Origin of the sequence: Microcoleus anatoxicus, from assembly GCF_042465725.1 — a bacterium.
In the GTDB taxonomy this organism is placed as follows: Bacteria; Cyanobacteriota; Cyanobacteriia; order Cyanobacteriales; family Microcoleaceae; genus Microcoleus; species Microcoleus anatoxicus.
Map to the genome: position 1 here is coordinate 2,453,861 of NZ_CP120853.1, position 25,986 is coordinate 2,479,846.

The following is a 25,986-nucleotide window of genomic DNA, read 5'->3' on the forward strand; positions in this document are numbered from 1 at the left end:
AAATCTAAAACCGGATGACCACAGAACTTGAAACCGAACTGCAAACTGCTGTTGAGCGCCGACGCAACTTTGCCATTATCTCACACCCCGACGCGGGTAAAACTACTCTGACAGAAAAGTTGCTGCTTTACGGAGGTGCAATTCATGAAGCTGGTTCTGTGAAAGCCCGTCGCTCTCAGCGACACGCTACTTCTGACTGGATGGAAATGGAACAGCAGCGGGGAATTTCGATTACCTCTACTGTATTGCAGTTTGAGTATAAAAAATATCACATTAATCTGCTGGATACTCCGGGACACCAAGATTTTAGTGAAGATACTTATCGGACTCTGGCGGCGGCGGATAATGCGGTGATGTTGGAGGATGCGGCTAAGGGTTTGGAACCGCAAACTCGGAAGTTATTTGAAGTTTGTAAGCTGCGAAGTCTGCCTATATTTACATTCTTTAATAAGCTCGATCGCCCTAGCAGAGAACCTTTAGATTTGTTGGACGAAATTGAGCGGGAGTTGGGGTTACAGACTTATCCGGTGAATTGGCCGATCGGTACGGGCGATCGCTTTAAAGGTGTTTTTGACCGCCGCCAACGTAAAATTCACTTGTTCGAGCGCACTCAACATGGTTCTCGCGCCGCTATTGATACGGTGATTGACTTGGGCGATCCGCGTATTGAAGAACTTTTGGAGTCGGATATTTATTATCAATTTAAAGATGATTTGGAACTGCTCGATGAATTATGGGATGAGCTAGATTTAGACTTGGTTGCTGCTGGAAAAATGACGCCGGTTTTCTTTGGCAGTGCGATGAGTAATTTTGGGGTTGAGCTGTTTTTAGATGCGTTTTTAGACTATGCTCTGAAACCGATCGCCCGCAAAAGCAGCGCTGGAGAACTTCCGCCAACCTATGAAGATTTTACTGGGTTTGTGTTTAAATTGCAAGCAAATATGGACTCCAGACACCGCGATCGCGTAGCGTTTATTCGGGTGTGTACGGGTAAGTTTGAAAAGGACATGAATGTAACTCACGCTCGCAGTGGTAAAACGGTGCGTTTGTCAAGACCTCAAAAATTATTTGCTCAGGATCGGCAGTCGATCGATGTTGCTTATCCTGGGGATGTGATTGGTTTGAATAATCCGGGAGTTTTTGCGATCGGCGATACGATTTACACTGGTCAAAAATTGGAATATGAAGGGATTCCCTGTTTTTCACCGGAACTTTTTGCTTATTTGAGAAATCCCAATCCTTCTAAATTCAAGCAGTTTCGTAAGGGTGTTTCGGAGTTGCAGGAAGAAGGCGCTGTGCAAATTATGTATTCGGTTGATGAGTCAAAACGGGAGCCAATTCTAGCGGCTGTGGGACAGTTGCAATTTGAGGTGGTGCAGTTTAGACTGCTTTCTGAATATAATGTAGAAACTAGCATCGATCTGTTGCCTTATAGTGTGGCTCGCTGGGTTGATGGTGGTTGGGATGCCATGGCAAAAGTGGGGCGACTGTTTAATACGGTGAGTGTTAAGGATAGTTGGGGAAGGCCTGTTTTACTGTTTAGAAATGAGTGGAATTGTCAACAGGTGGAAGGGGAACATCCTGTGTTGAAATTAAATGCGATCGCACCTGTGGTTTCTGGTTTGGAAAAGATCGAAAATTGAAGCTAAATAATAGTAAGTAAGTCCACCTAATTAAATGCAAGATCCAAATCGCTCAAAAGCTTACTGGCTTGCTATTCTTCACATCGATCTTCCCCCCTTGGCGGGGGGACCTCTTCCTTCTTCCTTCTACTTATCATTTTGCCTCAAAGACTTATAGGAAATTAATTCCGTACATGGGTGCGTCGCCCTCCGCGATGATGGCTACGAGCAAGAATTCATTAGCGACGCACCATACCAAATCATCACTTGAGTGCGTCCCTAGGATTGGCGATCGCACTCTGGCCGGAAAAAAAAGGGCGATCGAGGATTTTCCGCTAAAACTACCCAAGAAAGCTGAGCTAGCTCTCATTTAGTTTGCATATTGTAATTATTAAAAAAAGCTATATTTTTTTCGCGTTGTTTTCGCTGCTCCCTGTGCGTTTAACAGCAATAGTTAAATGCTTATTAGCTTATCGGCACGCAGCCAAAAGTTTTGTTACAATAGGTGAGCTGTTACAAAACGTAACTTATGCTGGTTTCTATTTTAATAATTGACGTTGCTCTAGTTGCGTGGTCTTTGCACTTAATGCAGGAGGCGATCGCACAACGGGAATTTTCACTAATGCTAGCCGGCACCCTAGTTGCGGCTTCAGCAGCAGCCTTGGTAGTGGTCTACTTCCTCATGGGGTCTTGTTTGAGTCATTTGACCGAAATATCTCAACACACATATTAATCTATAGTACAGATGGAAAATTGCCCTGAAGGGAGGAGGCGTAAAAAAAAAGGCTAAAAACCTTGTCAGTCAAGGATGATAAATTCATTATGCAAAAAAGCTTGACAAACATCGGTAAGTTAAGGCATTATGAAAGGCGCGCAACGAAAGGGGAATTAGCTCAGTTGGTAGAGCACTACGATGGCATTGTAGGGGTCAGCGGTTCGAGCCCGCTATTCTCCATTTGAGAAGATACACACTAAACAAGGGTTTTACGGCTGGTGAATGCTGTAGAACGCTTGTTTTGTCTATGGTTGGCCTAGGACTTATGTATGGTTGGGTGGGCGAGTCAGACGAGATTTTAAGGGACTGAGGATTTGATTGAGGGCGCGCAATTGTTCCGCGGTACCCAAGCAAATCAGCATATCTCCTCCACAAATGGCGGTTTCTCCGGTTGGCCCGACAATCAAAGTCCCGCTAGCGCGTCGCACTGCTAAAACTAAGGCCCCCGATTGCGATCGCAATTTGGCATCTCTCAAAGTTTGTCCGACGTAGACACAACTCTTGGAATCTACCAGAAATTCTTCCATGTAAAAAGAACTTTCGGTTCCCGTCAGAATCCCATCCACAAAATCCATCACTTGAGGGCGTAAAGCAGCCGCTGCCATCCGCTTTCCGCCGGTGATGTAGGGGGATACGACAGCATCGGCACCACCCCGCTGCAACTTCTGTACGGCTTCTTCTGTGGTGGCACGGGAAATCGCCCGTATCTTCGGGTTCAGGGTTTTCGCTGACAGCACAGTGTATAAATTCTCAGCATCCGAAGGCAAAGCTGCTACGATACAAATTGCCCGATCGACTCCCACATTTAGCAAGGTTTCGTCCAAAGTAGCGTCTCCTTGCACCGCCGTATATCCCAGGGTCAAAGCTGCCTCCACCGACTGCACCGCCGAATCTATCACCACAAAAGAGATATTTTCTGCCTGAAATTCCACAGCAATCTGACGCCCAGTGCGCCCAAAACCGCAGAGAATGTAATGCCCAATCAAAGAATCTACCAAGCGCCGTTGTTGCCTAATTCTTGCTCCTTCCTGAAAATATCCTTGAATGAGGGCTTCTGTAAAGCGGTTAACAATAAAACCAATAGCAATAACACCCATCAAAATTAGGCACATGGTAAACATTCGCCCCCGTTTACCGAGGGGATGAAGTTCGCCGTAGCCCACTGTTGCTAGGGTAAATACGGTCATGTAAGCCGCATCCAACAAAGACCATTTTTCCACCAGCCAATACCAGAGAGTACCCGTGCAGAAAATGCCGCCAAGGGCGATGACACCGCCCATTAACTCTTTTTGCAGTCGCTGATATTTTTGTTCGAGAATAGAATACACCGATGGGGTTGGCCTATTACCTATGATGTGCTACCAAGTTTAACTATTTTTGGCGTACTTATGGCGATCGATTAATATTTGCCAGTTAGGGCTTGTGGATAGGCGATCGCACTTTTTCTCGATCGCTAATTCCGTCGCATAAATGGCGATCGCTTTGATTAACCAAAGACTTAACCTGAACATAATGGCGAGTTAAATTGCAACCCTGCGCCAGCAAATCATCCACATTCAAATTCCACAATATCACCGTACCATCAGCACTCGCACTGGCGATCGCCCGACCATCAGGACTAAAACTCGCACTCCCCACCGCACTCTTGTGTCCCTTTAAAGTTTTGAGCAATGTACCATCAATTTTCCACAGCCTCACCATTTTGTCTGCACTCGACGATACCAGCATTTGGCTGTCGGGACTAAAACTAATATTTGTAACTTGGCTGGGATGTTTAAAAATACTCAGCAGTTTACCGTCTTTGCTCCAAATGCTGGCAGTTTGATCGTTATTTGCGGTGGCAAACATTGCGCCATCTAAACTTAAAATTTTAGGCAAAATTCTATCATTCTTTACCTTAGTAACTTGGTCGCTGTCCCCTGGTAAAGGTTGAATCAACTTGCCGTCAACTTGCCAATTTTTCACTATATTATCATCGCTAACTGAAATCAGCCTCTGACTATCGGCACTGAAATGTATACTTTTAATTTTAGCGCTATCACCTTTTAATACAGCTTTTAAACTGCCGTTAGTATACCAAATTTTAATCGTGCGGTCGTCGCTAGGTATTGCCAGCATTTGACTGTCAGGGCTGAAAGTAATAAAACCTAATTTACTGGTTGAAGTGGGAAAAGTTATGCGTTGATTAAAACTGTAAACTACTTGTTCTAGTACGGTTAAAACCATGATTTGGATATCTGAACTCACTCCAAGCGAACCCCTCATTTCTTTGACAGCCCGAAGGCTTTCTATTAAAGCCTCCGGTTTTTTATCGGCTGCCAATAGGGTTTCGGAAAACAAACTGAGAGTCAGGATTTTGTTGTTTCTTTCCTCAATTGAGGGTTTTATCCAAAAAGCAGCAAGTAAGATTGAAATCAGTAATGCTGAACTTACCGTGAAAATTTGTACTTTCAGTTGTTCTTCACGCCAGAGTTTAAGTTGAGTAGCTTTCCTCAGTTTTTGCTCTAGGGTTAGTTGTTCTAATAACTGATTTTCCCGACGCAATAATTCTATTTCTGCTTTAGTTTGTTGTTCGCGATCGCGCAATTGGGCAAATTCTGCCTCTTGGCTAGCTGCTAAAAACTGATAATCTTGGGTGCTCAAGCTTTTTCCAGCAGCCCATTCTCGCGCATCTTGCAATGCTTGACCGCGCAACAATCGAGATTCATCTTGACAATTTGACACTATCCATGCTGTTAGCGATTCAGCATAGGGGCGTAAGTCAGCTAGTGCTTTTTCAACCCATTTTTGGTTGAATATTGCTGCGTAAATTCGGTTAGATACGGTTAATTTTTCGCCGCGTTTTACTACTAATCCGCTGAGTCGCAATTCAGTTTGTTCGGAAGTATCATCGGCTTCGATCCCCTCTGCTAGGGCGGGCACGGGGGCAGGGGTAGGCACGGGGGCAGGGGTAGGCACGGGGGCACTACCCCTACAAATTTCTCCTTGACCTGAGAGTGCTAGTATTTTTTGATATAATCCTAATAACCTGCTGGCACGGTGCTGATTTCTGAGGAGGCGATCGCGAATTGTTTTCAAATGCACTGGCTCATCAGCAGCTTCCCAATTATCAATAATCTGAGATTGCACAATCTCCCTAATCAACAACTTTGCTCCTTCTTCCTTCTTATTTCCCCCCTTGGGGGGGGTAGGGGGGGGTTCTTCTTCTTTCCCTTGAACTATCAGTTTACACAACTTTTGAGTCAGAAACGGCTGTCCGCCGGTCCACTTCAAAATCTCTTGTAAAACTGCTTGAGGATTGTCAACTTTCCCCTCAATCCCCTTGACTAAAGGCAAACATTCGTGTAATTGAAAACCCTGAACTTCAATAGCTCGACCAATATTAAACGGCGTGCGAGTTGCATCACTCATTAAATCTGATGGCGTAGCAACTCCCAGCAAAGCAAATGTTAAGCGCTGGTATTCTGATTTGTGAGCGCGTTTGTTATAGCAAGACCGAATCAAGGCAAAAAAGTCATCTAGCGATTCTTTGAAACTGAGAATGCTATCAATTTCATCGATGAAAATGACAATGTTTTGAGGAATTTTGACTAGCAATAATTCTTCAATTAACTCTCCTAAACGTTGGACTGGCGACATCAATTCTCTGTCTCGCCACCAAGTCATAAACTCGACTGCGTTAAACAGGTTAAAATTGCACAAAAGTTTGTAAGCGACACCGCCGTACCATTTATCGAGAGAGACTTGCTGGTTGCCAATATCCGAAAGGTCGATCGTAGCACAAGCAATGCCATCAGCCGAGAGCTTTTGTACAGTTCGCACCAGCAAACTAGATTTGCCCATTTGTCGGGAATTGAGCACGTAACAAAACTCTCCAGCTTTTAGGCTTTCATAGAGTTCTGAGTCAGCTTTTCGCACTACATAAGTAGGTGAATCTTGCGGGAGACTGCCGCCGATTTGATACTGGTAATCGACTGCCATTATCTTGGGTTTACTAAAAATAGTTTAGACCTAAACTCTGTTGTGCCTTTAGCGCAAGCAATTTTACCATTTTGATAAGTTGGTTCCGCTGGTTTAATTATACCGGGAGAATCCGCTTCGCACATTATAGATATTGTCGTTACTTTATCTACAGCAGTATATGTGTCAAGTTCTTTAACAGCAACTACAAAGACACCGCCGACACAACTTTTAAATTCTTTGCTTAAGTCCTCGCTATGAGGACTAATAGACATCTCCAGAAACTATATTTTTGTCTAAATAGGACAAGGCTTTTAAATTATTTTTTTGAGATGTATAATAAATTTCAAAGTCTTATCCTGAGTCCTCATAGCGAGGACTTTCGCTTTGAGGCAGGGGTTTAAACCCCTGCTGGACTTTGGGAAAGCGCGTGTTTATTGTCAGGAATGGGCAGATACTGAAAACGAGGAAAACTAGGAAATACTAATCGCTAAGCTCGTAGGTGTTGTATATCTTTACGGTCAATTGATGTTGGCTGAATCGCTTTAGTGCCGATCGCAAAATCGCGCAATTCCACCCTCGTAAACTTCACACCCCAAGGATCGGTGGTTGTATCCAACTCCTCCACTAAAGCATTGTTGAGTAAATTGCGAGCCGTGTAAAGTTCCTCTACAGTTAATTTAGCAATGTGAGTCCGAATGGAAAGAATCAGCATATTGAACATGGCTTCCTTGAGATTCTGCACCTTGTAGGAAGCTTTTTCTAAGTCAATGATTCGCCAGTACACAATAAATTCAACGGTGACAAAAACTCGATCGCCTGTTGTGCATTGTTGCGGTGGTAGTCTTAAAATTTGCTCGCGCAGAGTTTGTTTGTAGGCGACTGTTTCGACAAAGGGAATCAGAAATGTCAAACCAGGTTCTAGTTTTTTGCGATCGTACTTTCCGAAAATTTCAACTAAGGCTTCATCTCCTTGACGGACAATTTTAACACTGCTGGCTAAGGATACTCCGGTGATTGCAAACAACACCATCAAAAAATACTGATACATAGTGAATCTCCTGGTAAATAGTTGACAATTGACAGTTAATAGTGATTTCTTAGTCCGCGGAGGCGGACTTTGTTTGTGTAGAAGCGATTTCAATCGCCGAGTCATCTGTTGACATGAATTAATTTGTCAGGTACAACAATCAACGTATTTCCTTCGCGGCGCAAAACGTAAACTTTTTGTCTGGGTGCGATTACTTGGTTATCTTCATTGCGAGCTTTCCACGAAGCACCTTCATAAATCACCATTCCAGTTTCTCCAGATAAAATTTCGGAGATACTTGTCGCTTCCGTTGCTTCGGGAATCACAAACTTTTTGCGAACAATAAAAATTGGTCTAATCCAGATACTCAGGGCGAGAGATATCCCCATCCAGTAGAATATCTGCCAGTCAAAATCTTCATACATTACGTTGGCCCAACTGAACTGAAATGCGATCGCTCCTCTCCACAAAACAAAGGATGAAATTAAAGCAGCAGCCCCCATCATCAGCAGGTAAAATTTGTATTTTTGGGGCTGAGTTTTTTGGATGAATAGATCGATCGCACTTAGCACAACTGCGATGAGCAACCAGAACATCGGCGGCGTGAATGCGAAAGTTGGTTGATTAGTTGCTAATGCTAGCGGCAAACTTAGGATAGAGTACATAATTATTCACCCCCTTGTGACAGTGCTCAACCTGGTTATTTCTAATCTAATCAGGTGGCTATTTGAGTTGGCGAGTGAGTTATTCGAGAATTCATCGACTTTTCATCGACTTTTTATCAACTTTAGGGACGGTTAGCAGTCAATTTAAGGTCAAATCCGCAGTCCGGCAGGGGTTTAAACCCCTGCCTCATAGCGAAAGTCGGTTGAAACCGACTAGAGATTTGAGATTTGAGATTGAGGATTAAGAAGTTGATTTAATTGCCTTTTCAGTCCTCTTTAAGAGGACTTTCGCTATGAGACAGGGAATTCATTCCCTGTCGGACTGTCGGACTTACAAACGATATCGGTACAGCAATCGACTTTTCATCGACTTTGGGACGCTTGGCATTTATGATGGTTCCAGTGTCTCGATCGTTATAAACAATGCCTCGATCGCTCAGGCTGCGTCTCCAGTACATTCCCACAGTTAAATCGTCTCTGCTGAGAAATGGCTTTCCCAGTCAGAAAATCCTGGCTGAGGATTTAGGGATAGCCCAATCTACTGTCAGTCATTTCCTAAATGGCAAACCTGTGGATTATGCCAATTTCATCGAAATTTGTCGCGGATTGAATCAGGAATGGCGCGATATAGCCGATTTTGAGGATAAATGCGACTCTGTGGAAATACAGTCGATCGCAGCCAAAATTGCGATCCTCTTCGAGGGCTTCGCTAACGCCCAATCCAGTCAAAACAACACCCTGGTTCAACAATTGCACCAAGCTTTGACTACCGCTAGCCACCAAGTATTTTTAGTTAATAACAGCAGCGATTCCAGCTCATATTTGAAAATTAGCGATTATTTAATACTGATAATTTGCGAAGAATATGCTGCTAGCGAAATGATATTAGAACAAGTCCAGCTAGCCAAAGAATTACACAATTTAACTGCTAAAAAACCAGCTATTTTACCGATTTGGGTTGAATTAAATGCACCATTTTCCTTTGATTTATTAAACTATTTAGCAGGAATTCAGTCTTGGCAATGGCGGTGTGTCCGCGACTCATCTCAGTTAATATCAGAAATTTTGACCGTAGTTAAAGAAGGTCGCATATCCTTAAATGCTGACCATGAATTAGCTGTCAAATTGAGCAAAATTACTAACACACAACAAGCAATAATTCAACCTCTACCAGCAGCAGCACCAGAATTGCCGGGAGGACAAGTAGATTTAGCTTCTCGTTTTTATATCGATCGCCCTCCCATTGAATCTCGCTGTTATGAAACCATTGTCCAGCCTGGAGCCCTGATTCGGATTAAAGCTCCCAGACAGATGGGCAAAACTTCTTTAATGGCGAGGATTTTGCATCATGCAGAACAGCAAGGTTGTCGCACCGTGGCGCTGAGTTTTCAGCTAGCAAATAGGAGAGTTTTTGCGAGTTCAGATACATTTTTGCAGTGGTTTTGTGCTAGCGTCGGTCAAGAGTTGGGAATGCTGGAACAGTTACCAAAGTGCTGGGAATTAGCAGATTTGATTGGTAGCAATCAGTGCTGCAAGGCTTACTTTGAACAGTATTTGCTGTCGGAATTGTCACCGCCTTTAACTTTGGGTTTGGATGAGTGCGATCGCCTCTTTGAATCGCCGGAAATTGCCGATGATTTTTTTGGGTTATTGCGGGCTTTGCACGAAGAAGCAAAACGGCGAGATATTTGGAAAAACTTTCGCTTGATTGTGGTGCATTCTACGGAAGTTTATATCCCGCTGGATGTGAATAAATCGCCGTTTAATGTGGGATTGCCGATAGAATTGCCGGAGTTTAATTTGCAGCAAGTGCAAGATTTGGCAAGGCGGCACGGATTGAGTTGGAGTGCTGCTGAAGTTGCAGAATTGATGGGTTTAGTAGGCGGAAATCCTTATTTAGTGCGGCTGGGAATGTATCATATTTCGCGTCAAGATGTGACTTTAGATCGGTTAGTCAAAGAATCTGCAACTGAAGCGGGAATTTACAGCGATCATTTGCGCAGACATTTGTGGAATTTAGAGAAATATGGGGAATTAATGGAGGGGATGAGGGAGGTGACGAGTGTTTCCCAGCCAGTGCGATTGAGGTCAGAATTGGGGTTTAAGTTAAATAGTATGGGGCTGGTGAAGTTGGATGGAAATCATTGTATTCCGAGATGTCGCTTGTATGAGGAGTATTTTCGCGATCGGCTAAATGGCAAATAATTCTTACAAGACTTACGCAACGGGCCTTGCGAAGATCGAATTGGTGTTTACTTAAGACTAAAAACCTTGAGAAATCTCGTTTTTCCCGATCGTCTAGATCCCCCTCGCATCCCCACCCCCCCCTAGCCCCCCCCAAGGGGGGAAGGGGGACTTTGAGAGCGCTTCCAGTCCCCCCCTTAAGAAGGGGGGCTAGGGGCAGGGCTGTTTCATTCTCTTGTAGGGGCAATCCCCCGTGGTTGCCCCAATCTCTGAAATGACGGAAAATGGTCGGTGGAGGGGGTAGGCACGCACCATCCACTACCCCTACAAAGCCCTCGTTTTTTGGAGAATGAAACCGCCCTGGGGCTAGGGGGGATCAAAGTCGATGAGAAGTCGATGAGAACTCATACCATTTTCATAAAGTCCTACTACAAATGTAGTTCTTAGCCCCCCCTTAATAAGGGGGGGTTGGGGGGGTAGATATGTAGCGCTACTTTATGAAATTGGTATCACTCATGTTCTCAAATAGTGACGTGATTTAATAGAAATATGGTAGAAAGTGCGATCGCCCCGGTTGGCCAATCCTCAGTCCAAGGTCAAAGAGGCGCTACCTCAAAGCCGAATCTCGCACATCTCCTAAGACAAATCATCGTCTAAAAACTTCTCGTGTCAAACATTTGGAGAACAACTATGCAACTCGAAGAAAAGCCTGAACTAAACCAAATTAACCAAAAATCGGAAGCTTTGGTAAAAACTTATCAACCCGATCGGCCCATCACAGAACCTAAATCTGTCGCCAAAAATTATCAGCCAGATTTGTGGCCAATAAAAAAACGTAAATCTGTGGCAGTAACGTTACTGAAAATAACTTTTCTGTATTTTCCTTTGGGTATAATACTTTCTGTGATAGTTGCTGCGATCGCCATCCCTGAAGTTGCGAGTTGTGGCGGCAATAAAGCGAAGCATTCAGAAGCTAAGCAATATGTTGCCTCAATCAACAAAGGTCAACAATTTTATTATGCAGAGAACAATACATTTTCCAATTCCATTAGTCCCTTGGGTCTCGGCATTAAAACTCAGACCACCAACTATAACTATTCAGCCATAGCTACCAAAAATGCTGCGTTTAGTTATGGGGTAGCCCGCAGCGATAATCTTCTTAGCTATGTCGGGGCTGTATTTTTAGTACCTGTTTCCCCAGCAGATAAAAATGAAAAGACTACTGTATTCATTGTGTGTGCAGCAAATTATCCTGGGAATATCCAACCAGCTAATCCTATCCTTCGGAATGATGCTCCTGTTTGCGCTGCTGGTACGCAACCATTAACGAATTAAATATCGACATTAATCAGAATCTCATGTTACCTGAAATTGTCAAAGGTTTCATCATCTTAGCAGCCATATTCATTCCCCTAGAAAGAATCTTTGTCTTGCACAAGCAAAATATATTCCGTCTCGGATGGGCAACCGATGCCACTTATTTTTTTACAGGTCACTTTATTGGCAAATCCGGCGCTATTGTTGTGACTCTAACTTTGTCGCTAATGACTAATTTACTCAATCCGGAATTTCAAAGCAAAGTAGCTTCTCAACCTGTCTGGTTGCAGTTTCTAGAAGCAATTATCGTTTCCGATCTGGCATATTATATCGCTCACCGAATGCTGCATGAAGTACCCTGGCTTTGGCAATTTCATGCAGTCCATCACAGCATTGAACACATGGATTGGTTGGCAGCAGTGCGGGTGCATCCCTGCGAGCAACTCTTGACTCAGATTTGCAAAATTATGCCTCTTGTCTGGTTGGGATTTACCAAGGAGACTTTCGTGGTTTATGCTCTTTATTCGGCGGCGATCGCCTTTTTAATTCATGCTAATATTAAATTCAAATTTGGGATGTTAAAATGGTTGATAGCAACGCCACAATTTCATCACTGGCATCACAGTCAAGTTCCCTTCGTCCCCAACAAAAATTTTGCTGCTCAGTTTCCTTTGTTAGATTTGCTATTTGGAACTATGTATATGCCAGCGAAAAAAATGCCTCATAAATATGGTATCTCTGATTCTATACCTGCTGGATATGTCGGACAAATGTTTTATCCATTTTTAAGGATGATGAAAAATGCTAGATAAAAATTCAAAACAAGGTATTAATCGCTATTCTCGCCTGTTGCTGGTAATTATGGGATTTGGCTTGATGAGTGTTGCTTCTTTGAGTGCAGTTGCCCTATTTAATCACATGGATATTCCCACTTTTATCGCTAGTTTAAATACCAAACAAGTAACTGTTGCCGAATTGCAGGAAGGTAAGTTGAAACCAGTGATTTTGATCGATGTGCGATCGCCTGAAGAATACGCCGAAGATCGCATCGGTGACAGTCCGCTGGTTCCCCTAACTGATATTGAGATTGGGTTCGGGGCTAAACAGGTTCAAGCCATTGTCAAAGCTAGAGTTAAATCCGATCGACCTCAGCCAATAGTTGTACTGTATTGTGCTAGAGGAGGGCGATCGATTAAAGCATACCACAAATTGGAAAAAATGGCTCAGTATTCCCAAGATATTCCGCGAAATAAGACTCAACAAAATCAGGATATGCCCTTTAATTTTGTTGTCCTTTCCGGCGGTATCAAAGCGTGGCGACAAGCAGTGCCTGCTCAAAAAGATGCCACGATTTTAGGCAGAATTACTGTACCACAGAAAGCAACTATCAAAAGTAATTAGCTAAGAATCAGCATAATTTATGCGCTACAACGGCGGACTGAACTATGAAAGAGTAGCCTTTGTTAATTACTGCTACTGTACCTCGTAACAGCGGGAACCGCTGTATATAATCAGGAGTGCAACCGGAATTGATATTAAAACTTAAAAATTAATATAAATCAATATTAGTTGACTAATTAAACTTCCCGATCTAACAGAATATAATTTGATTATACTCAGCGTGTACTAGCCTCCATGAATCTCAAGGAACCCTTGCACAGTCATCTGATTCAAATTGTACGCGATCGCCACCCATACCTCGCATCAGGTGGACATTTCTATGTCCAGCAATACATCCGCGAACAGTTCGCACAGTGGGGAACTGTAGAAATAGATGATTTTGCGGTGCGCGGGGGAATTCATCACAATTTGATTTTGGATTTACCCCCCCTCAGTCCCCCCCTTAGCAAGGGGGGGAAGCTAGAACAGCTACCCCTTAGCAAGGGGGGGAAGCTAGAACAGCTACCCCTTAGCAAGGGGGGGAAGCTAGAACAGCTACCCCTTAGCAAGGGGGGGAAGCTAGAACAGCTACCCCTTAGCAAGGGGGGGAAGCTAGAACAGCTACCCCTTAGCAAGGGGGGGAAGCTAGATAATTTGCCGATCGTCATTGGTGCCCATTACGATACAGTACCCGGTACGCCTGGGGCCGATGACAATGCTACTGGGGTGGCTGTTTTGTTGGAACTCGCAAGGGCGATCGCACTTCAACCTCTCAAATATCCAGTGAAATTAGTCGCCTTCGATATGGAAGAATCCGGCTATTTCGGTAGCAAGGATTATGCTGATAAGTTAAAAGCACAAAAACAGTCCCTTCGGTTGATGATTTCTTTGGAAATGTTGGGTTATTGCAACCACAATCCCAACTCCCAAAAGTATCCTACTGGATTGAAATATTTTTATCCCAATTCTGGCAATTTTATTGCTTTAATTGGTAATCTGCGGACTGTTCCAGATTTGATTAATTTGAGTGACAAAATTCGCAAATCTGGTCAGTTGTGCGAGTGGTTGCCGGTGCCGAATCGAGGTTTAATTGTGCCGGATACTCGCCGCAGCGATCATGCCCCTTTTTGGGATAATGGTTATCCGGCTATCATGGTGACTGATACTGCTAATATGCGCAATCCTCACTATCATCAAGCTAGCGATCGGATTGAAACTTTGGATTTAGATTTTCTCGCTGGTGTTTGTGGGGGGCTGATTGAGGCTATTCGACATTTATAGGCATTTTTGGGAAACCGCGAAGACGCGAAGGGCGCGAAGGAAGAAAATAGAAGTTATGATTTTTATGAGTTGGAAGTTATGATTTTTATGAGTTGACTTGCTGGTAACTTTGTTGAATAATTTTAATTTATTCTCATAGTATAGTTGAGGAAAAAATTATGAATGCTGATTTTGTCGATCGCCAAAGCTGGCAATTTTGGATCGATCGCGGCGGTACTTTTACTGATATTGTAGCTAAATGTCCTGATGGGAAACTAATTATTCACAAGTTGCTATCGGAAAATCCCGATCGCTACACAGATGCCGCAGTTCAAGGAATTCGGGATATTTTGGGAATTCCGACAGATGTTCCGATTCCCGCGGCCACAATTGCTGCGATTAAAATGGGGACGACGGTGGCGACAAATGCTTTGCTGGAACGCAAGGGCGATCGCACGCTGCTGTTAATTACTAAAGGTTTTGGCGATGCGCTGAGAATTGGCTACCAAAACCGCCCGAATATCTTCGCGCGTCAGATTGTGCTGCCGGAAATGTTGTACGATCGAGCGATCGAAGTTACTGAACGCTACAGCGCCACAGGTGAGGAGTTAATTGCTGTTAATTTCGATTTTATCCCATCTTTGCAGCAAGCCTATGATGATGGAATTCGCAGTTGTGCGATCGTATTTATGCACGGCTACCGCTACTGGGAGCACGAACAACAAGTTGCTGAAATTGCCAAGCAAATTGGCTTTACCCAAATATCAGTATCTCACGAAGTTAGCCCCCTAATGAAATTAGTTTCGCGGGGAGATACTGCCGTTGTCGATGCTTATTTATCTCCCATTTTACGCCGCTATGTCGAACAAGTAACCAATGAATTGATCGAGGCAGAGCCTCTGGATCTGCGTTCCCAGGCTCTGCCTGGGAACGAGGAACTCCCTTCCCATTCCCCCTCCCCTTCTTCCGATTCCCCCCTAGGGGGGGGCAGGGGGGGGTCAGGAAATAGTAGCCCAATGCCCAATTCCCCATTCCCTTCTTCCGATTCCCCCCTAGGGGGGGGCTGGGGGGGGTCAGGAAATAGTAGCCCAACTCCCAATTCCCCATTCCCTTCTTCCGATTCCCCCCTAGGGGGGGGCAGGGGGGGGTCAGGAAATAGTAGCCCAACTCCCAATTCCCCATTCCCTTCTTCCGATTCCCCCCTAGGGGGGGGCTGGGGGGGGTCAGGAAATAGTAGCCCAATGCCCAATTCCCCCTCCCCTTCTTCCGATTCCCCCCTAGGGGGGGGCAGGGGGGGGTCAGGAAATAGTAGCCCAATGCCCAATTCCCCATTCCCTAAATTAATGTTTATGCAGTCGAATGGCGGCTTAGTTGATGCCGCTCAATTTCAGGGAAAAAACAGTATTTTATCTGGCCCGGCTGGGGGAATTGTCGGCGCAGTTAAAACCAGTAAACTCGCTGGTTTTGATAAAATTATTACTTTTGATATGGGCGGAACTTCTACGGATGTTGCCCATTTTAATGGGGAATATGAACGAGAATTTGAGACAGAGATTGCTGGTGTCAGATTGCGATCGCCCGTGATGGCAATTCATACTGTAGCAGCCGGTGGTGGTTCTATTGTATTTTTTGATGGCGCCCGTTACCGCGTTGGGCCTGCTTCTGCGGGGGCGAATCCTGGGCCTGTTTGCTATCGGAAAGGTGGCCCTTTGACGGTGACTGATTGCAATGTGATGTTGGGCAAAATTCAGCCGGATTTTTTCCCGAAAGTTTTTGGATTGGATGCAGATTTGCCGATCGCCTCTGATGTCGTCAGGCTAAAATTTGTGCAATTAGCGGCGGAAATTGGGGGCGAGAGGACACCGGAACAGGTGGCGGAGGGTTTTTTGGCGATCGCCGTGGAAAAGATGGCTAATGCGGTGAAAAAAATCTCTCTTCAGCGCGGTTATGATGTTTCGGAATATACATTGTGCTGTTTCGGCGGTGCGGGGGGCCAACACGCTTGTGCGATCGCCGATGCTTTGGGTATGAAACGGGTATTTATTCACCCCTATGCGGGGGTGTTATCCGCCTATGGTATGGGTTTGGCTGATGTGCGGGCTATGCGCGAAAGGGCGATCGAGCAACAATTAAGTCTCGATTTAATTAATGATTTGCATCAAATTTTTGCCGAATTGGAGGCTGAGGGAAAGAGGGAATTGAACCGCAGCAGCGCCGAAGTGGCAGAGGAAAAGGCAGAGGTTTTAGTTATTAGCAAGCTGCACTTAAAATATCAGGGAAGCGATTCGGTTTTACCAGTAAATTTCGCTCCCACTATTGAGATAATGCAGGCTGAATTTGAAGCAGTCCACCGACAGCGTTACAGTTTTATTATGCCAGAAAAAGCGCTGATTGTGGAAGCAGTTGCGGTGGAAGTTGTAGAAACAATGGATGTGCCGGATAGGTCAATAATTGCCTCTGATTGTGACACAGGCATCTTAGCGGTGCAACCAATTTCAACAGTCGAAATGTATGTGGCTGGTGGCTGGCGGGAAACTCCTGTGTATAAAAGGGAGAATTTGCGATCGCACGACTGCATTACTGGCCCAGCCTTGATTGTCGAACCCACGGGAACCAATGTCATTGAACCGGGATGGGAAGCCGAATTAACTTCCAGAAACGATCTCATTTTGAACCGCATATGCAGCCAAATAAACGTAGATAGTCCCCGTTTATCTACGGTTGAAGCAGATCCGGTGTTGCTGGAAATCTTTAATAATCTGTTTAGGGCGATCGCCGAAGAAATGGGCATCACTTTACAAAATACATCTTCATCAGTTAACATCAAAGAACGCCTCGATTTTTCCTGCGCCATCTTCGACCAAAACGGGCAATTAGTAGCCAACGCCCCCCACATTCCAGTCCATCTCGGCTCGATGAGCGAAAGTATTTCAGCTTTAATTTTAGCAAAAAATGCTACTCTTAAACCGGGGGATGTTTATGTATCCAACAATCCCTACAACGGCGGCACGCACTTGCCAGATATCACCGTTATTACCCCAGTATTTGATAATACTAATTCTCTGCCTCTATTCTATGTAGCCTCGCGAGGACATCATGCCGATATTGGCGGCATCACTCCCGGTTCCATGCCTCCTAACAGTACGATAGTAACTGAAGAAGGCGTATTTCTGGACAATTTTCAGCTAGTAAAAGAGGGGAAATTCCAAGAAGCACAATTACTAGAAATTATAACAACTGGTAATTTTCCTGTGCGCAATCCCACTCAAAATATAGCCGATTTGCAAGCACAGATTGCCGCTAACAAACGCGGTACTGAAGAACTTATCAAAATGGTAGAACATTACAGATTGGAAACAGTGCAAGCTTATATGGGCTTCGTCCAAGACAATGCTGAGGAGTCGGTACGCAGGGTAATTGATGTGTTGCAAGATGGCGAATTTACCTATGGGATGGATAGCGGCGGACAGATTAAAGTAGCCATCACTATTGACAAATCAGCCCGCAGTGCCAAAATAGATTTTACTGGTACTTCTGGTCAACAAATCAACAACTTTAATGCTCCCGCAGCAGTGTGCAAAGCCGCTGTTTTGTATGTTTTTCGCACCTTAGTAAATGACGATATCCCTCTGAATGCAGGTTGTTTGAAACCTCTAGAAATCATCAATCCCGTAGGCTGTATGCTGAATCCGCGCTATCCGGCGGCGGTAGTTGCTGGTAATGTGGAAACTTCGCAGAATATTACCGATGCTTTGTATTGTGCGTTGGGAGTGATGGCGGCTTCCCAGGGAACTATGAATAATTTTACCTTTGGAAATCACCGCTATCAATATTATGAAACAATTTGCGGTGGTTCTGGCGCTGGTGCAGATTTTGATGGTACTGATGCGGTGCAAACTCACATGACTAATTCCCGTTTAACCGATCCTGAAGTGTTGGAATGGCGCTTTCCGGTGTTGTTGGAAAGTTTTGCAATTCGGGCTAATAGTGGCGGCAATGGATGTCATCGCGGCGGGAATGGTGTGGTGCGGCGAGTGCGGTTTCGGGAGGCGATGACGGCGGGGATTTTATCGGGGAGGCGGGTGATTTTTCCCTGCGGTTTGAATGGGGGAGAAAACGGTGTTTTGGGACGGAATTATGTGGAAAGGATTGATGGGAAAGTTGAGGAGTTGGGGAGTACGGCGACTGTGGAAATGCAGCTTGGGGATGTTTTTGTCATTGAGACTCCTGGGGGTGGAGGATATGGTTTTTATAGCGATTTTCACGGTTGAAAGCCTTCACCCGCTTGAGGGTGATAACTCCCCCAAACGGTATCTAAAAACTGCGACACCTTAATATTATTCAGCTTCTATCCAACCTTTAATAGTTTCAATAGGAACGCTGACTAGCGGGTGATTAAATATTGCTTTCAATGCCTCAATACCACCTGCTTTTAATGCACTCCGCAATCGCTGTTTAAGGGTGGGATTTTCCTTGATTTTATTGTGGATTTCTTCAGCTACAACAGATTCAGGCACAGTTGGATTCTGTGCTATTTGATTCAGCAATTGCTGAATTTCTGCTGCTGCATCAACTAAATTCTGAGGTGGATTATTTATGAAATCACCTTCAACATTCCCGGCGGCACCTGTGACGGGGGCGTTAAAGTTCATTTGTACTTTGCGCTCTGACATAGTGTTAATGGCTTGATTTAGTACATTAAAAATTATAGCGTTTCTGTAAATCTCTCCTAGGGCGGCAACAGCACTAGCCCGAACACTTGGGTCGCTATCTTCCAATGCAGCTTGATATAGAGTAGCGATCGCCTCTTTGCTGTCAGCACCCATTTTCGCCAAAGCTTCAGCAGCGTTAGTGCGAACGAGAGAAGACGGATCGTTTTGCAAAATATGACATATCAATTGAATTGTCCTGGTTTTTGACTCGGTGAACTCATTTTGTTCGCTCACTGTAGAAGTCTCCCAAGGAAAATACAGCTTTAGCGCGAACAGCAGGATCTTCACTTTCCAAATCTTGCAGTAAGGGAACTATCTCTTTTGGAAATTCCTGGTTTAGCCAGTCGAATTGATTGTCAGCAATTTTGTCAGTGCTGCTGTTGTTCCCTTTAGGGTTGAGGTGCAGGAGCAAATGTTTGTTCGTCGCATCGTCTACTAACTCGAAGTTAGCGATTAATCCTTGATTTTTTATTACTTGTACCAGGTGGATAGTTGCCCATGTTGCTGGAACTTCCGTGGTTAAATTCCCTGCTAGGTTGGCTTCCCGAATGCGGGCGATCGTTTGCGCGATCGTATCTTCAGAATTTGCACTTTTCTCGTATGTTTTGGTTTGCGGATTGAGATGTTCGTAAAACGATGCAGAACCCCAAGTCAAATTTGACCCGGTTATTCCCTGATTTCTTGCAAATGTGATATTTCTATCATTAATATCTATGACACAGTTTTCTGTTTCATTTTCACTCTCGATGAATTTGGATAATTCTGCAATTACTGCTTTGAGCCCCTTTATATCATTTGTAGTAAAGACAGCCTTTTCACCAGAATTCATAGATACTTCCAGTCCATATTTTTTGAGCCAGATTTTTGGCATTATCATTACAAATAATGATGGAAGCATAAATAAAAGTCCTAATTTTATATTTATAAAAATCAAAGATAATCCCACACCACATAAAAAAAATATTCCGATATTTACTAAGGGATTTATAACATCAACTCCAGTTATTTTAAATCCAGTAACGTTACAAAATTGATATATAACATCTCCAAATTTGACTATTTTCTTAGTAATATATATGGTTGTCAACTTAGAATATATCGTTCTAGAGCTAACAGGGGTAGTCGCTTTGCCTCGCACTCCATTACTTATCAGCATATCTTTTACCCTCAAAGTAACTTACTAAATATTAACCAAGAGTGATAGTTTCACAGTATGAATTAACAAAAAGATTGATGAATCATTAATCTGTCCACTCTCCTATTATATCAGAATAAGTTACTTGTCGCTTGCCTGGAATCATTTCAATTTTTCAGGTAAGCCGCAAGTGCAGGATATATCTTAACAGTCTGGAAAGGCAGACAAGATGAAGTTTAACGCTACTGAGCGCGATCGCACATAACCCGGATCAAATCAGCTTCAACTCTGGAATTTCGATGGACAGATGGTGTAAAATCGAGCTGCACCAGCATATATTACCAAAACAATTGTGCAAACACCTAATTTTTCAGAATTCAACCATCCTGTGGTCAAATCCCTGTTCCATCACACCGATCGCCAATTATTGACCCTGTTTCAAAATCATCCCGATCAGGGTAAGTTCTTTACGGCAATTTTTTGCCGCTACGCTCAAATAGTACATTCCCTAATTCGCCATTCTGTGCGATCGCCAGTCCAAGGAGATTACCTATTCGCCCACACTTGGCTGCACATCTATCACGAACTCCGAGGCCTCGATTTACGCCGGGAAATCCAAGAGTCTGATGGCGACAATCTCAGTCTGCAAAACTGGCTCATTAATGTCACCGCTATCTGCATAAATCAAGCCGAATTGCCTCCTGTTGAGACGATTCATTATTCTTTGCAATCCGCTTCACCCCCTCTCTGGTGTTACCTCAAACAAGCCTTAGAATTGCTAGCGCCCCTACCACGTTTAGTTGTGTTGATGGCTCAGACTTTCCGCTGGAGCGAAACCAGAATTGCTGCTTATTTACAAGCAGAAGGTGAAGCTATTTCGCCGGCTCAGGTAAGGGCTTTACTGCAAAAAGGATATCAAACTCTGGAATCAAATTTGCCCGATGATATTCGAGCTATTTATCTCGATGAAAATCTTGACTATCAACAGGCACTTGTTTAGATATACACATTTACTGTAGTAAAAATAACACCATCATAAACCCGCCTTTTCTAGTTCTAGGGGCGGGTTTTACCCGAAATTTTTGCTAGAACTAACAGCATACTAAACCAGCCCTTTCGCGAATACAGAGGAAAAAATGGCAGTTTATCAAGTTCGGTTGGTAAATCAGGAACTGGCGCTCGATCGCACGATCGCCGTACCAGACGACCAGTATATCTTAGATATGGCAGAAGATGCCGGCATTCGCTTGCCCAATGGATGCAAGCAAGGAGAGTGTTCTGCCTGCGTTGTCAAGCTGCTTAGTGGCGAAATCGACCAAAGCGAACAAAAGTTTTTGAAGTCCTCAGAATTGCAAGCTGGCTACGCTGTTACTTGTGTAGCTTACCCGCTTTCTGACTGCACTTTGTTAACTCATCAAGAACAAGTTTTGTATCAAACATCTCTTTATTTGAAGTAATATCGTTGACCGTTGGATCGGAATGATTTAACCACAGAGAACGCAGAGAACACAGAGGGAGATAACAGAGATCAATAATTCCCGTGCTACCGGATTTGAAGTAAGGGGGGTAGGCACCGGAGCACTACCCTTACAGAATCATCGTTTTCTGGAGAATGAAACACCCCTGCCCCCAAGGGAGGATGAGGGATATTCAGGAAGAATTCAACTGTCAACGTTCCAGCAATTGTAGCATCCGCTGAAGCGGAACTTCTACCCAATCGACGCGGTAATTAAGTTCATACACCAGCTCAGAAACCGTTTTTTCTAAGATGTAAGCATCCAGCAAAACTTGTATTTCCGGGATGGATTTGGGCAAGAAATTTGCATCCGCTGCTTTCTGCAAATAACTGTTCAGAAAAGTCAGGCTAACCCAACGATCCCAAACCTTAGCCCACTGCTGCATCTCCGATAAATTTTCAGGACGAATCATCCCACTTTCTACTTCATTGCGGAGTCCCAAACTAACAGCATAGTTGAAAGATTGTAGCATTCCCGCCACATCTCGCAGGGGCGATCGCTTCATCCGCCTCTCACTTAAGGGTCGATTTCTTTCTCCTCCAAAATTAATAATCACAAACTCTTTCCCTGTATACAGAACTTTTCCTAAATGAAAGTCCCCATGACAGCGAATTCGCTCTGCCGTGATTTTCAAGTTCAAAATAGATTTGAAACGTTCCATCAGCAAGTCTTCCCGATTTAGCAGAGTTTGTCCCAATTTTTGGGTTTCCGGTGGCAGTTGGGACAGCCGTTTTTTCAGTAGCAGCAAAGTCCTTCCTGCTAAATTTCTCATCTGTTGATAGATGGAACGTTGGTAAAATGAAGTGAAATTTTCTGGAGCAAAATCAGGATTTTGTGCATCGGAAGCTAAAGCTAGGTGAAGTTCGGCTGTCCGCTGTCCTAAAAGTTCGGCGGAGGCTAAATAGGAACCGATGAGTTCGCGAGCTAATTCGGGAATCGCTAGGGATAAATCGGATACTAACGAGTTTGAATTCCGCTGCATTCGTGAGGTGTTGGCATTGGGTAAATAATTTTCGGGGTCCGTAGATAAGTTGTCTGCTGCATACTTTGCTTCTACTGCCATTACTTGCTCGAAATAGTCGCGCAATGTGTCTAAGGTGTAGGACCAGGCATCCCTGCTATCGGGCACGAATTTTTGCAGGATTCCCATGGTCATTAATGGTTTCCCTTCGGCCTGATATTCCAAATATCCGGAAATGGGAGCAAAGTGTTTAATCAAGTTGCGAACGGTTAAAAAGCGCCCGATTTCTAATTCGGGGTTGATACCTTCTTCAACTTTTCGTAATAGTTTGAACGCGAAGCGATCGCCGTAACCTGCGGATGTATTGCTATGTTCTTTTTTGAATACATGAGGTTCTAGCTTTGACAAATCTGGTTCAGAGGTGAGTGCATTGTCGGGAATTCCTAGCACTGTACCCGTGGCACCTTTGTAATTACCAGAATGGGCGATCGCTTCTAGCATAGCACTGAGAAAAGCTTTGTCAGTGGCTGCATCAAATAGTACCCCTACTTCGTTTTTTTCTAAAAATTGAATTCTGGCGATCGCCCGTTCGTCCACATCACCTTGAATCTCTTCCCAACCAACAGGCAAAACGTAAGTTTCTGCCATCCCTTCAGTATAATTTAACTGCAAAAGTAAAATGTATACTGTTGATTCTAATCCCGAATATTTTTTACATTCAACTGGCACAATTTCATCTATTTGCAAAGATTGAATCGTCCTATCCCTACCAATAAACCAAGGACTAGAGCGCAAGTAATCAGGCAAAATAGGAACCAGTCCCTCACTCAATTTATTGGTAGCAAAAGCTGTTTTCCAGTTACCTGCAATACCTAATGTCGGCAGTTCGGTTTGAGGTAAGTGTAGGGAAAATTCTTCGGTTTTGACAGTAAGGGTAAACCAATAAAACGAGTGAGGACTCAAACTCAAAAAATAAGCAGAATCGCCCACAGCCGGGAACTCTGTACGGCCAAAAATCTCCACCGGAACAGCACCTTTGAAGGGTGAAAGGTCTAATTCAGCCGTCTGCACGAAGCGCGACAAATTCGCTACTACTAAAATATGTTCGTCTTGATAAGTACGCACAAAAGCTAAAACTTTGCGGTTTTCGGGGTAAAGAAATTCGCAAGTTCCACGGCCGAATGCTTGGAATCTTTGGCGAATAGCTATGAGGCGTTTCATCCACCACCAAAGAGAATTTGAATTAGAGCGTTGCGCCTCCACATTCACAGATTCGTAGTGATATTCAGGGTCAACAATTGGCGGTGCGTAGAGCCGTTGCTGGTTAGCCCGACTGAAACCGGCATTGCGATCGCCACTCCACTGCATAGGAGTTCTCACGCCGTTGCGATCGCCCAAATAAATATTGTCACCCATCCCAATTTCATCGCCATAGTAAAGCACAGGCGTACCCGGAAGAGAAAGCAGCAAAGCATTCATCAACTCAATCCGGCGGCGATTATTTCCCATCAGTGGAGCCAAGCGACGGCGGATACCCAAATTAATCCTCGCCTGGGTATCTTGAGCGTAAACTCGGTACATATAATCTCGGTCTTCATCACTCACCATTTCCAGCGTCAGTTCGTCATGATTTCGCAAAAACAATGCCCACTGACAGTTATTAGGAATCTGGGGAGTTTGCTGGAGAATATCAATAATCGGAAAGCTATCTTCCATGTGTACAGACATGAACAAGCGCGGCATCAGCGGGAAATGAAAATTCATGTGACATTCATCCCCCTCAGCGTAATATTCAACCGCATCCTCCGGCCACTGATTCGCCTCAGCTAGCAGCATTCGGTTGGGGAATTTCTCATCTACGTGCTTCCGCAATTGTTTGAGAAATACGTGAGTTTCTGACAAGTTTTCACAGTTAGTACCTTCGCGCTCGTACAAGTAAGGCACCGCATCCATTCGCAGTCCATCCACTCCCATTGCTAACCAAAAATCTACCACATCTAATATGGCGAGACGCACTGCTGGATTATCATAATTTAAGTCTGGTTGGTGAGAATAAAAACGATGCCAATAATAAGCTTTTGCTACTGCATCCCAAGCCCAATTAGAAGTTTCAAAATCCTGGAAAATAATCCTAGCATCTTGATACTTTTCCGGCGTATCGCTCCATACATAAAATTCTCTTTCTTTACTGCCTTTAGGAGCACGACGCGCTTTCTGAAACCAAGCGTGTTGGTCTGAAGTGTGGTTGACAATTAACTCAATAATAACTCTAATTCCCCGCAGGTGCGCTTCTTCTAAAAGATGTTTAAAGTCTTCTAAAGTGCCATAAATCGGGTTGACGCTCATATAATCCGAAGTATCGTAGCCATCATCTCGGAGCGGGGATGGAAAAAAGGGCAGTACCCAAATTGCTGTTACTCCCAAGTTTTGCAGGTAATCCAGTTTTTCAGTTAGCCCACGAAAGTCTCCGATACCATCACCATTGCTGTCGGCAAAAGCGCGAATCGGTACCTCGTAAACGATCGCATCTTTGAACCACAAAGGGTCGTCATTTAAGATTGAGTTTTGCATAATTATCCTGGGAAATAAGAAAAGGGGTAGATAGAATTGTTATAGCAATCCGATTTCATTGGCGATCGAGTTTTTTGGGTTTCAGGAACCGCTAAGGCACTGATGCGGTATCAAATCGATCGACTGGTTGATAAATCCTGTAATGCTTGCTATTTTTCAAATCCAAACTTGTTGATTATAACTCATAACACCCTAGCAATTTCTCATACTAAAGGCTGAGTTGTTCACGATGGTTTATGAAGTCAAAACTTATAAATTATTAACAAAAAACTTGGCTAATCTGCGATATATCCTATCCTGAAATCAGAAGCTAATCTGTTTGCTGGTAACTTTTCCTTGGGCATCAATATTGTCAACAATGGAAATGCCTACTGCTAGTTCAGGATGTTGACTCTTGTCGTGGATGGTGAGTGCTGACCCTCGGAGTGAAATTACTAGAAGTCGGCGGTTGGAAACATCAGGTGTGGCATTCCCTACTTACTGGACGGTTGGCACGACATTACACTACCTTGACATCCTCGGCAAATAATTGTTACAGTAGTTTACATAAAGTAACAAAACTTAAGGAAAAGCAGCCATGACTATCGTAATCGCCCTTTTAATCGTCGGTTGGGTAGCAGCCTCAGTAATTGGCACTCAAGCATACTTCCTGGGCGAACAGTCCAAGCCCATCCACGATCGCAATTGGAACTCAGAATCTTTTGAAAAATTGGCTGTAGCCGTGACAGCGACAGAGATTGACTACAGCGTTCGCGTTCCCGCCTACAGCTTGGATGCCTATGGTAGCCGCACCATGTCCAATTCCTAATTTCAACTAATATCAATTAGGATATGACCGCTTGCGATCGCCAAAAGTGTTACATAGCAAAGCCAGGAGACAAACCTGAAGTTCCCTTC

Annotated in this window: 21 protein-coding genes and 1 tRNA gene; 13 read left to right on the forward strand and 9 right to left on the reverse strand. The window is 44.1% G+C overall.

Features of this window, described 5'->3' with window-relative positions:
• The first annotated feature begins 14 nt into the window (after positions 1-14).
• On the forward strand, positions 15-1,643 hold the full coding sequence (gene prfC, locus P2A85_RS10700; protein WP_377479550.1) for a peptide chain release factor 3: 1,629 nt from the start codon (positions 15-17) through the stop codon (positions 1,641-1,643).
• 151 nt (positions 1,644-1,794) lie between these two features.
• Here prfC and P2A85_RS10705 read toward each other — a convergent pair whose 3' ends face one another.
• Positions 1,795-1,992, reverse strand: coding sequence for a hypothetical protein (locus tag P2A85_RS10705; protein WP_377479553.1), 198 nt, complete (start codon positions 1,990-1,992; stop codon positions 1,795-1,797).
• 159 nt (positions 1,993-2,151) lie between these two features.
• Between P2A85_RS10705 and P2A85_RS10710 the strand changes: the two genes are divergently transcribed.
• Together P2A85_RS10710 and P2A85_RS10715 are read left to right on the forward strand one after the other, a co-directional pair.
• Positions 2,152-2,355, forward strand: coding sequence for a hypothetical protein (locus P2A85_RS10710; RefSeq protein ID WP_333443750.1), 204 nt, complete (start codon positions 2,152-2,154; stop codon positions 2,353-2,355).
• A 149-nt stretch (positions 2,356-2,504) separates the two neighbouring features.
• Positions 2,505-2,577, forward strand: a tRNA-Ala gene (locus P2A85_RS10715).
• Between the two features lie 83 nt (positions 2,578-2,660).
• Here P2A85_RS10715 and P2A85_RS10720 read toward each other — a convergent pair.
• The 5 genes from P2A85_RS10720 to P2A85_RS10740 form a co-directional block, all read right to left on the reverse strand.
• Positions 2,661-3,725: a TrkA family potassium uptake protein gene (locus P2A85_RS10720; RefSeq protein ID WP_340519169.1), complete on the reverse strand. Its 1,065-nt coding sequence runs from the start codon at positions 3,723-3,725 to the stop codon at positions 2,661-2,663.
• 85 nt (positions 3,726-3,810) lie between these two features.
• Positions 3,811-6,378: an AAA-like domain-containing protein gene (locus tag P2A85_RS10725; protein ID WP_377479556.1), complete on the reverse strand. Its 2,568-nt coding sequence runs from the start codon at positions 6,376-6,378 to the stop codon at positions 3,811-3,813.
• Positions 6,378-6,632, reverse strand: coding sequence for a hypothetical protein (locus tag P2A85_RS10730; protein ID WP_377479559.1), 255 nt, complete (start codon positions 6,630-6,632; stop codon positions 6,378-6,380). Before P2A85_RS10730 ends, P2A85_RS10725 begins: the two co-directional genes overlap by 1 nt.
• A 215-nt stretch (positions 6,633-6,847) precedes the next feature.
• On the reverse strand, positions 6,848-7,408 hold the full coding sequence (locus P2A85_RS10735; protein ID WP_377479561.1) for an SPFH domain-containing protein: 561 nt from the start codon (positions 7,406-7,408) through the stop codon (positions 6,848-6,850).
• 101 nt (positions 7,409-7,509) lie between these two features.
• Positions 7,510-8,052, reverse strand: coding sequence for an NfeD family protein (locus tag P2A85_RS10740; protein WP_377479564.1), 543 nt, complete (start codon positions 8,050-8,052; stop codon positions 7,510-7,512).
• A 293-nt stretch (positions 8,053-8,345) separates the two neighbouring features.
• Here P2A85_RS10740 and P2A85_RS10745 point away from each other — a divergent pair, with 293 nt between their 5' ends.
• From P2A85_RS10745 to P2A85_RS10775, 7 genes are all read left to right on the forward strand, one after another.
• Positions 8,346-8,522: a hypothetical protein gene (locus P2A85_RS10745; RefSeq protein WP_377479567.1), complete on the forward strand. Its 177-nt coding sequence runs from the start codon at positions 8,346-8,348 to the stop codon at positions 8,520-8,522.
• Complete coding sequence (locus P2A85_RS10750; protein ID WP_377479570.1) at positions 8,476-10,257, forward strand: AAA-like domain-containing protein; 1,782 nt, start codon at positions 8,476-8,478, stop codon at positions 10,255-10,257. The genes P2A85_RS10745 and P2A85_RS10750 overlap by 47 nt, the downstream gene beginning before the upstream one ends.
• Before the next feature lie 669 nt (positions 10,258-10,926).
• On the forward strand, positions 10,927-11,571 hold the full coding sequence (locus tag P2A85_RS10755) for a type IV pilin-like G/H family protein (protein ID WP_377479572.1): 645 nt from the start codon (positions 10,927-10,929) through the stop codon (positions 11,569-11,571).
• A gap of 23 nt (positions 11,572-11,594) precedes the next feature.
• On the forward strand, positions 11,595-12,365 hold the full coding sequence (locus P2A85_RS10760; protein ID WP_377479576.1) for a sterol desaturase family protein: 771 nt from the start codon (positions 11,595-11,597) through the stop codon (positions 12,363-12,365).
• Complete coding sequence (locus P2A85_RS10765; protein WP_377479579.1) at positions 12,355-12,954, forward strand: rhodanese-like domain-containing protein; 600 nt, start codon at positions 12,355-12,357, stop codon at positions 12,952-12,954. Before P2A85_RS10760 ends, P2A85_RS10765 begins: the two co-directional genes overlap by 11 nt.
• 234 nt (positions 12,955-13,188) lie before the next feature.
• Positions 13,189-14,214 carry a M20/M25/M40 family metallo-hydrolase gene (locus P2A85_RS10770; protein WP_377479582.1) on the forward strand — a complete coding sequence of 342 codons (1,026 nt, stop codon included), beginning with the start codon at positions 13,189-13,191 and terminating at the stop codon, positions 14,212-14,214.
• A 158-nt stretch (positions 14,215-14,372) separates the two neighbouring features.
• Positions 14,373-18,464, forward strand: coding sequence for a hydantoinase B/oxoprolinase family protein (locus P2A85_RS10775; RefSeq protein WP_377479585.1), 4,092 nt, complete (start codon positions 14,373-14,375; stop codon positions 18,462-18,464).
• Positions 18,465-18,530: 66 nt separating this feature from the next.
• On the opposite strand, the gene P2A85_RS10780 is transcribed toward P2A85_RS10775, so the two are convergent.
• Entirely contained in the window at positions 18,531-19,139 is a 609-nt protein-coding gene (locus P2A85_RS10780) for a HEAT repeat domain-containing protein (protein ID WP_377479588.1), read from the reverse strand.
• A complete protein-coding gene (gene rpsH, locus P2A85_RS10785) occupies positions 19,123-20,061 on the reverse strand; it encodes a 30S ribosomal protein S8 (RefSeq protein ID WP_377479591.1) in 939 nt (312 codons plus the stop codon). Before rpsH ends, P2A85_RS10780 begins: the two co-directional genes overlap by 17 nt.
• A 331-nt stretch (positions 20,062-20,392) precedes the next feature.
• On the opposite strand from rpsH, the gene P2A85_RS10790 reads away from it, so the two are divergent.
• Entirely contained in the window at positions 20,393-21,040 is a 648-nt protein-coding gene (locus tag P2A85_RS10790; RefSeq protein ID WP_340519150.1) for an RNA polymerase sigma factor, read from the forward strand.
• Positions 21,041-21,176: 136 nt separating this feature from the next.
• Positions 21,177-21,497, forward strand: coding sequence for a 2Fe-2S iron-sulfur cluster-binding protein (locus P2A85_RS10795; protein WP_371123238.1), 321 nt, complete (start codon positions 21,177-21,179; stop codon positions 21,495-21,497).
• 211 nt (positions 21,498-21,708) lie between these two features.
• On the opposite strand, the gene treS is transcribed toward P2A85_RS10795, so the two are convergent.
• On the reverse strand, positions 21,709-25,089 hold the full coding sequence (gene treS, locus P2A85_RS10800; RefSeq protein ID WP_377479595.1) for a maltose alpha-D-glucosyltransferase: 3,381 nt from the start codon (positions 25,087-25,089) through the stop codon (positions 21,709-21,711).
• Between the two features lie 577 nt (positions 25,090-25,666).
• Here treS and P2A85_RS10805 point away from each other — a divergent pair.
• Positions 25,667-25,897 carry a photosystem II protein, Psb35-related gene (locus P2A85_RS10805; protein WP_377479599.1) on the forward strand — a complete coding sequence of 77 codons (231 nt, stop codon included), beginning with the start codon at positions 25,667-25,669 and terminating at the stop codon, positions 25,895-25,897.
• Positions 25,898-25,986 lie beyond the last annotated feature (89 nt).

Bases quoted from the DNA above. Each gene is read 5' to 3' on its own strand.
- P2A85_RS10750 (WP_377479570.1), top strand. From the start codon at position 8,476: ATGCCTCGATCGCTCAGGCTGCGTCTCCAGTACATTCCCACAGTTAAA.
- P2A85_RS10805 (WP_377479599.1), top strand. From the start codon at position 25,667: ATGACTATCGTAATCGCCCTTTTAATCGTCGGTTGGGTAGCAGCCTCA.
- P2A85_RS10710 (WP_333443750.1), top strand. From the start codon at position 2,152: ATGCTGGTTTCTATTTTAATAATTGACGTTGCTCTAGTTGCGTGGTCT.
- P2A85_RS10705 (WP_377479553.1), bottom strand. From the start codon at position 1,992: ATGAGAGCTAGCTCAGCTTTCTTGGGTAGTTTTAGCGGAAAATCCTCG.
- P2A85_RS10745 (WP_377479567.1), top strand. From the start codon at position 8,346: ATGAGACAGGGAATTCATTCCCTGTCGGACTGTCGGACTTACAAACGA.
- P2A85_RS10795 (WP_371123238.1), top strand. From the start codon at position 21,177: ATGGCAGTTTATCAAGTTCGGTTGGTAAATCAGGAACTGGCGCTCGAT.
- P2A85_RS10725 (WP_377479556.1), bottom strand. From the start codon at position 6,378: ATGGCAGTCGATTACCAGTATCAAATCGGCGGCAGTCTCCCGCAAGAT.
- prfC (WP_377479550.1), top strand. From the start codon at position 15: ATGACCACAGAACTTGAAACCGAACTGCAAACTGCTGTTGAGCGCCGA.
- P2A85_RS10755 (WP_377479572.1), top strand. From the start codon at position 10,927: ATGCAACTCGAAGAAAAGCCTGAACTAAACCAAATTAACCAAAAATCG.
- P2A85_RS10740 (WP_377479564.1), bottom strand. From the start codon at position 8,052: ATGTACTCTATCCTAAGTTTGCCGCTAGCATTAGCAACTAATCAACCA.
- P2A85_RS10760 (WP_377479576.1), top strand. From the start codon at position 11,595: ATGTTACCTGAAATTGTCAAAGGTTTCATCATCTTAGCAGCCATATTC.
- P2A85_RS10730 (WP_377479559.1), bottom strand. From the start codon at position 6,632: ATGTCTATTAGTCCTCATAGCGAGGACTTAAGCAAAGAATTTAAAAGT.
- P2A85_RS10775 (WP_377479585.1), top strand. From the start codon at position 14,373: ATGAATGCTGATTTTGTCGATCGCCAAAGCTGGCAATTTTGGATCGAT.
- rpsH (WP_377479591.1), bottom strand. From the start codon at position 20,061: ATGCTGATAAGTAATGGAGTGCGAGGCAAAGCGACTACCCCTGTTAGC.
- P2A85_RS10735 (WP_377479561.1), bottom strand. From the start codon at position 7,408: ATGTATCAGTATTTTTTGATGGTGTTGTTTGCAATCACCGGAGTATCC.
- P2A85_RS10765 (WP_377479579.1), top strand. From the start codon at position 12,355: ATGCTAGATAAAAATTCAAAACAAGGTATTAATCGCTATTCTCGCCTG.
- treS (WP_377479595.1), bottom strand. From the start codon at position 25,089: ATGCAAAACTCAATCTTAAATGACGACCCTTTGTGGTTCAAAGATGCG.
- P2A85_RS10770 (WP_377479582.1), top strand. From the start codon at position 13,189: ATGAATCTCAAGGAACCCTTGCACAGTCATCTGATTCAAATTGTACGC.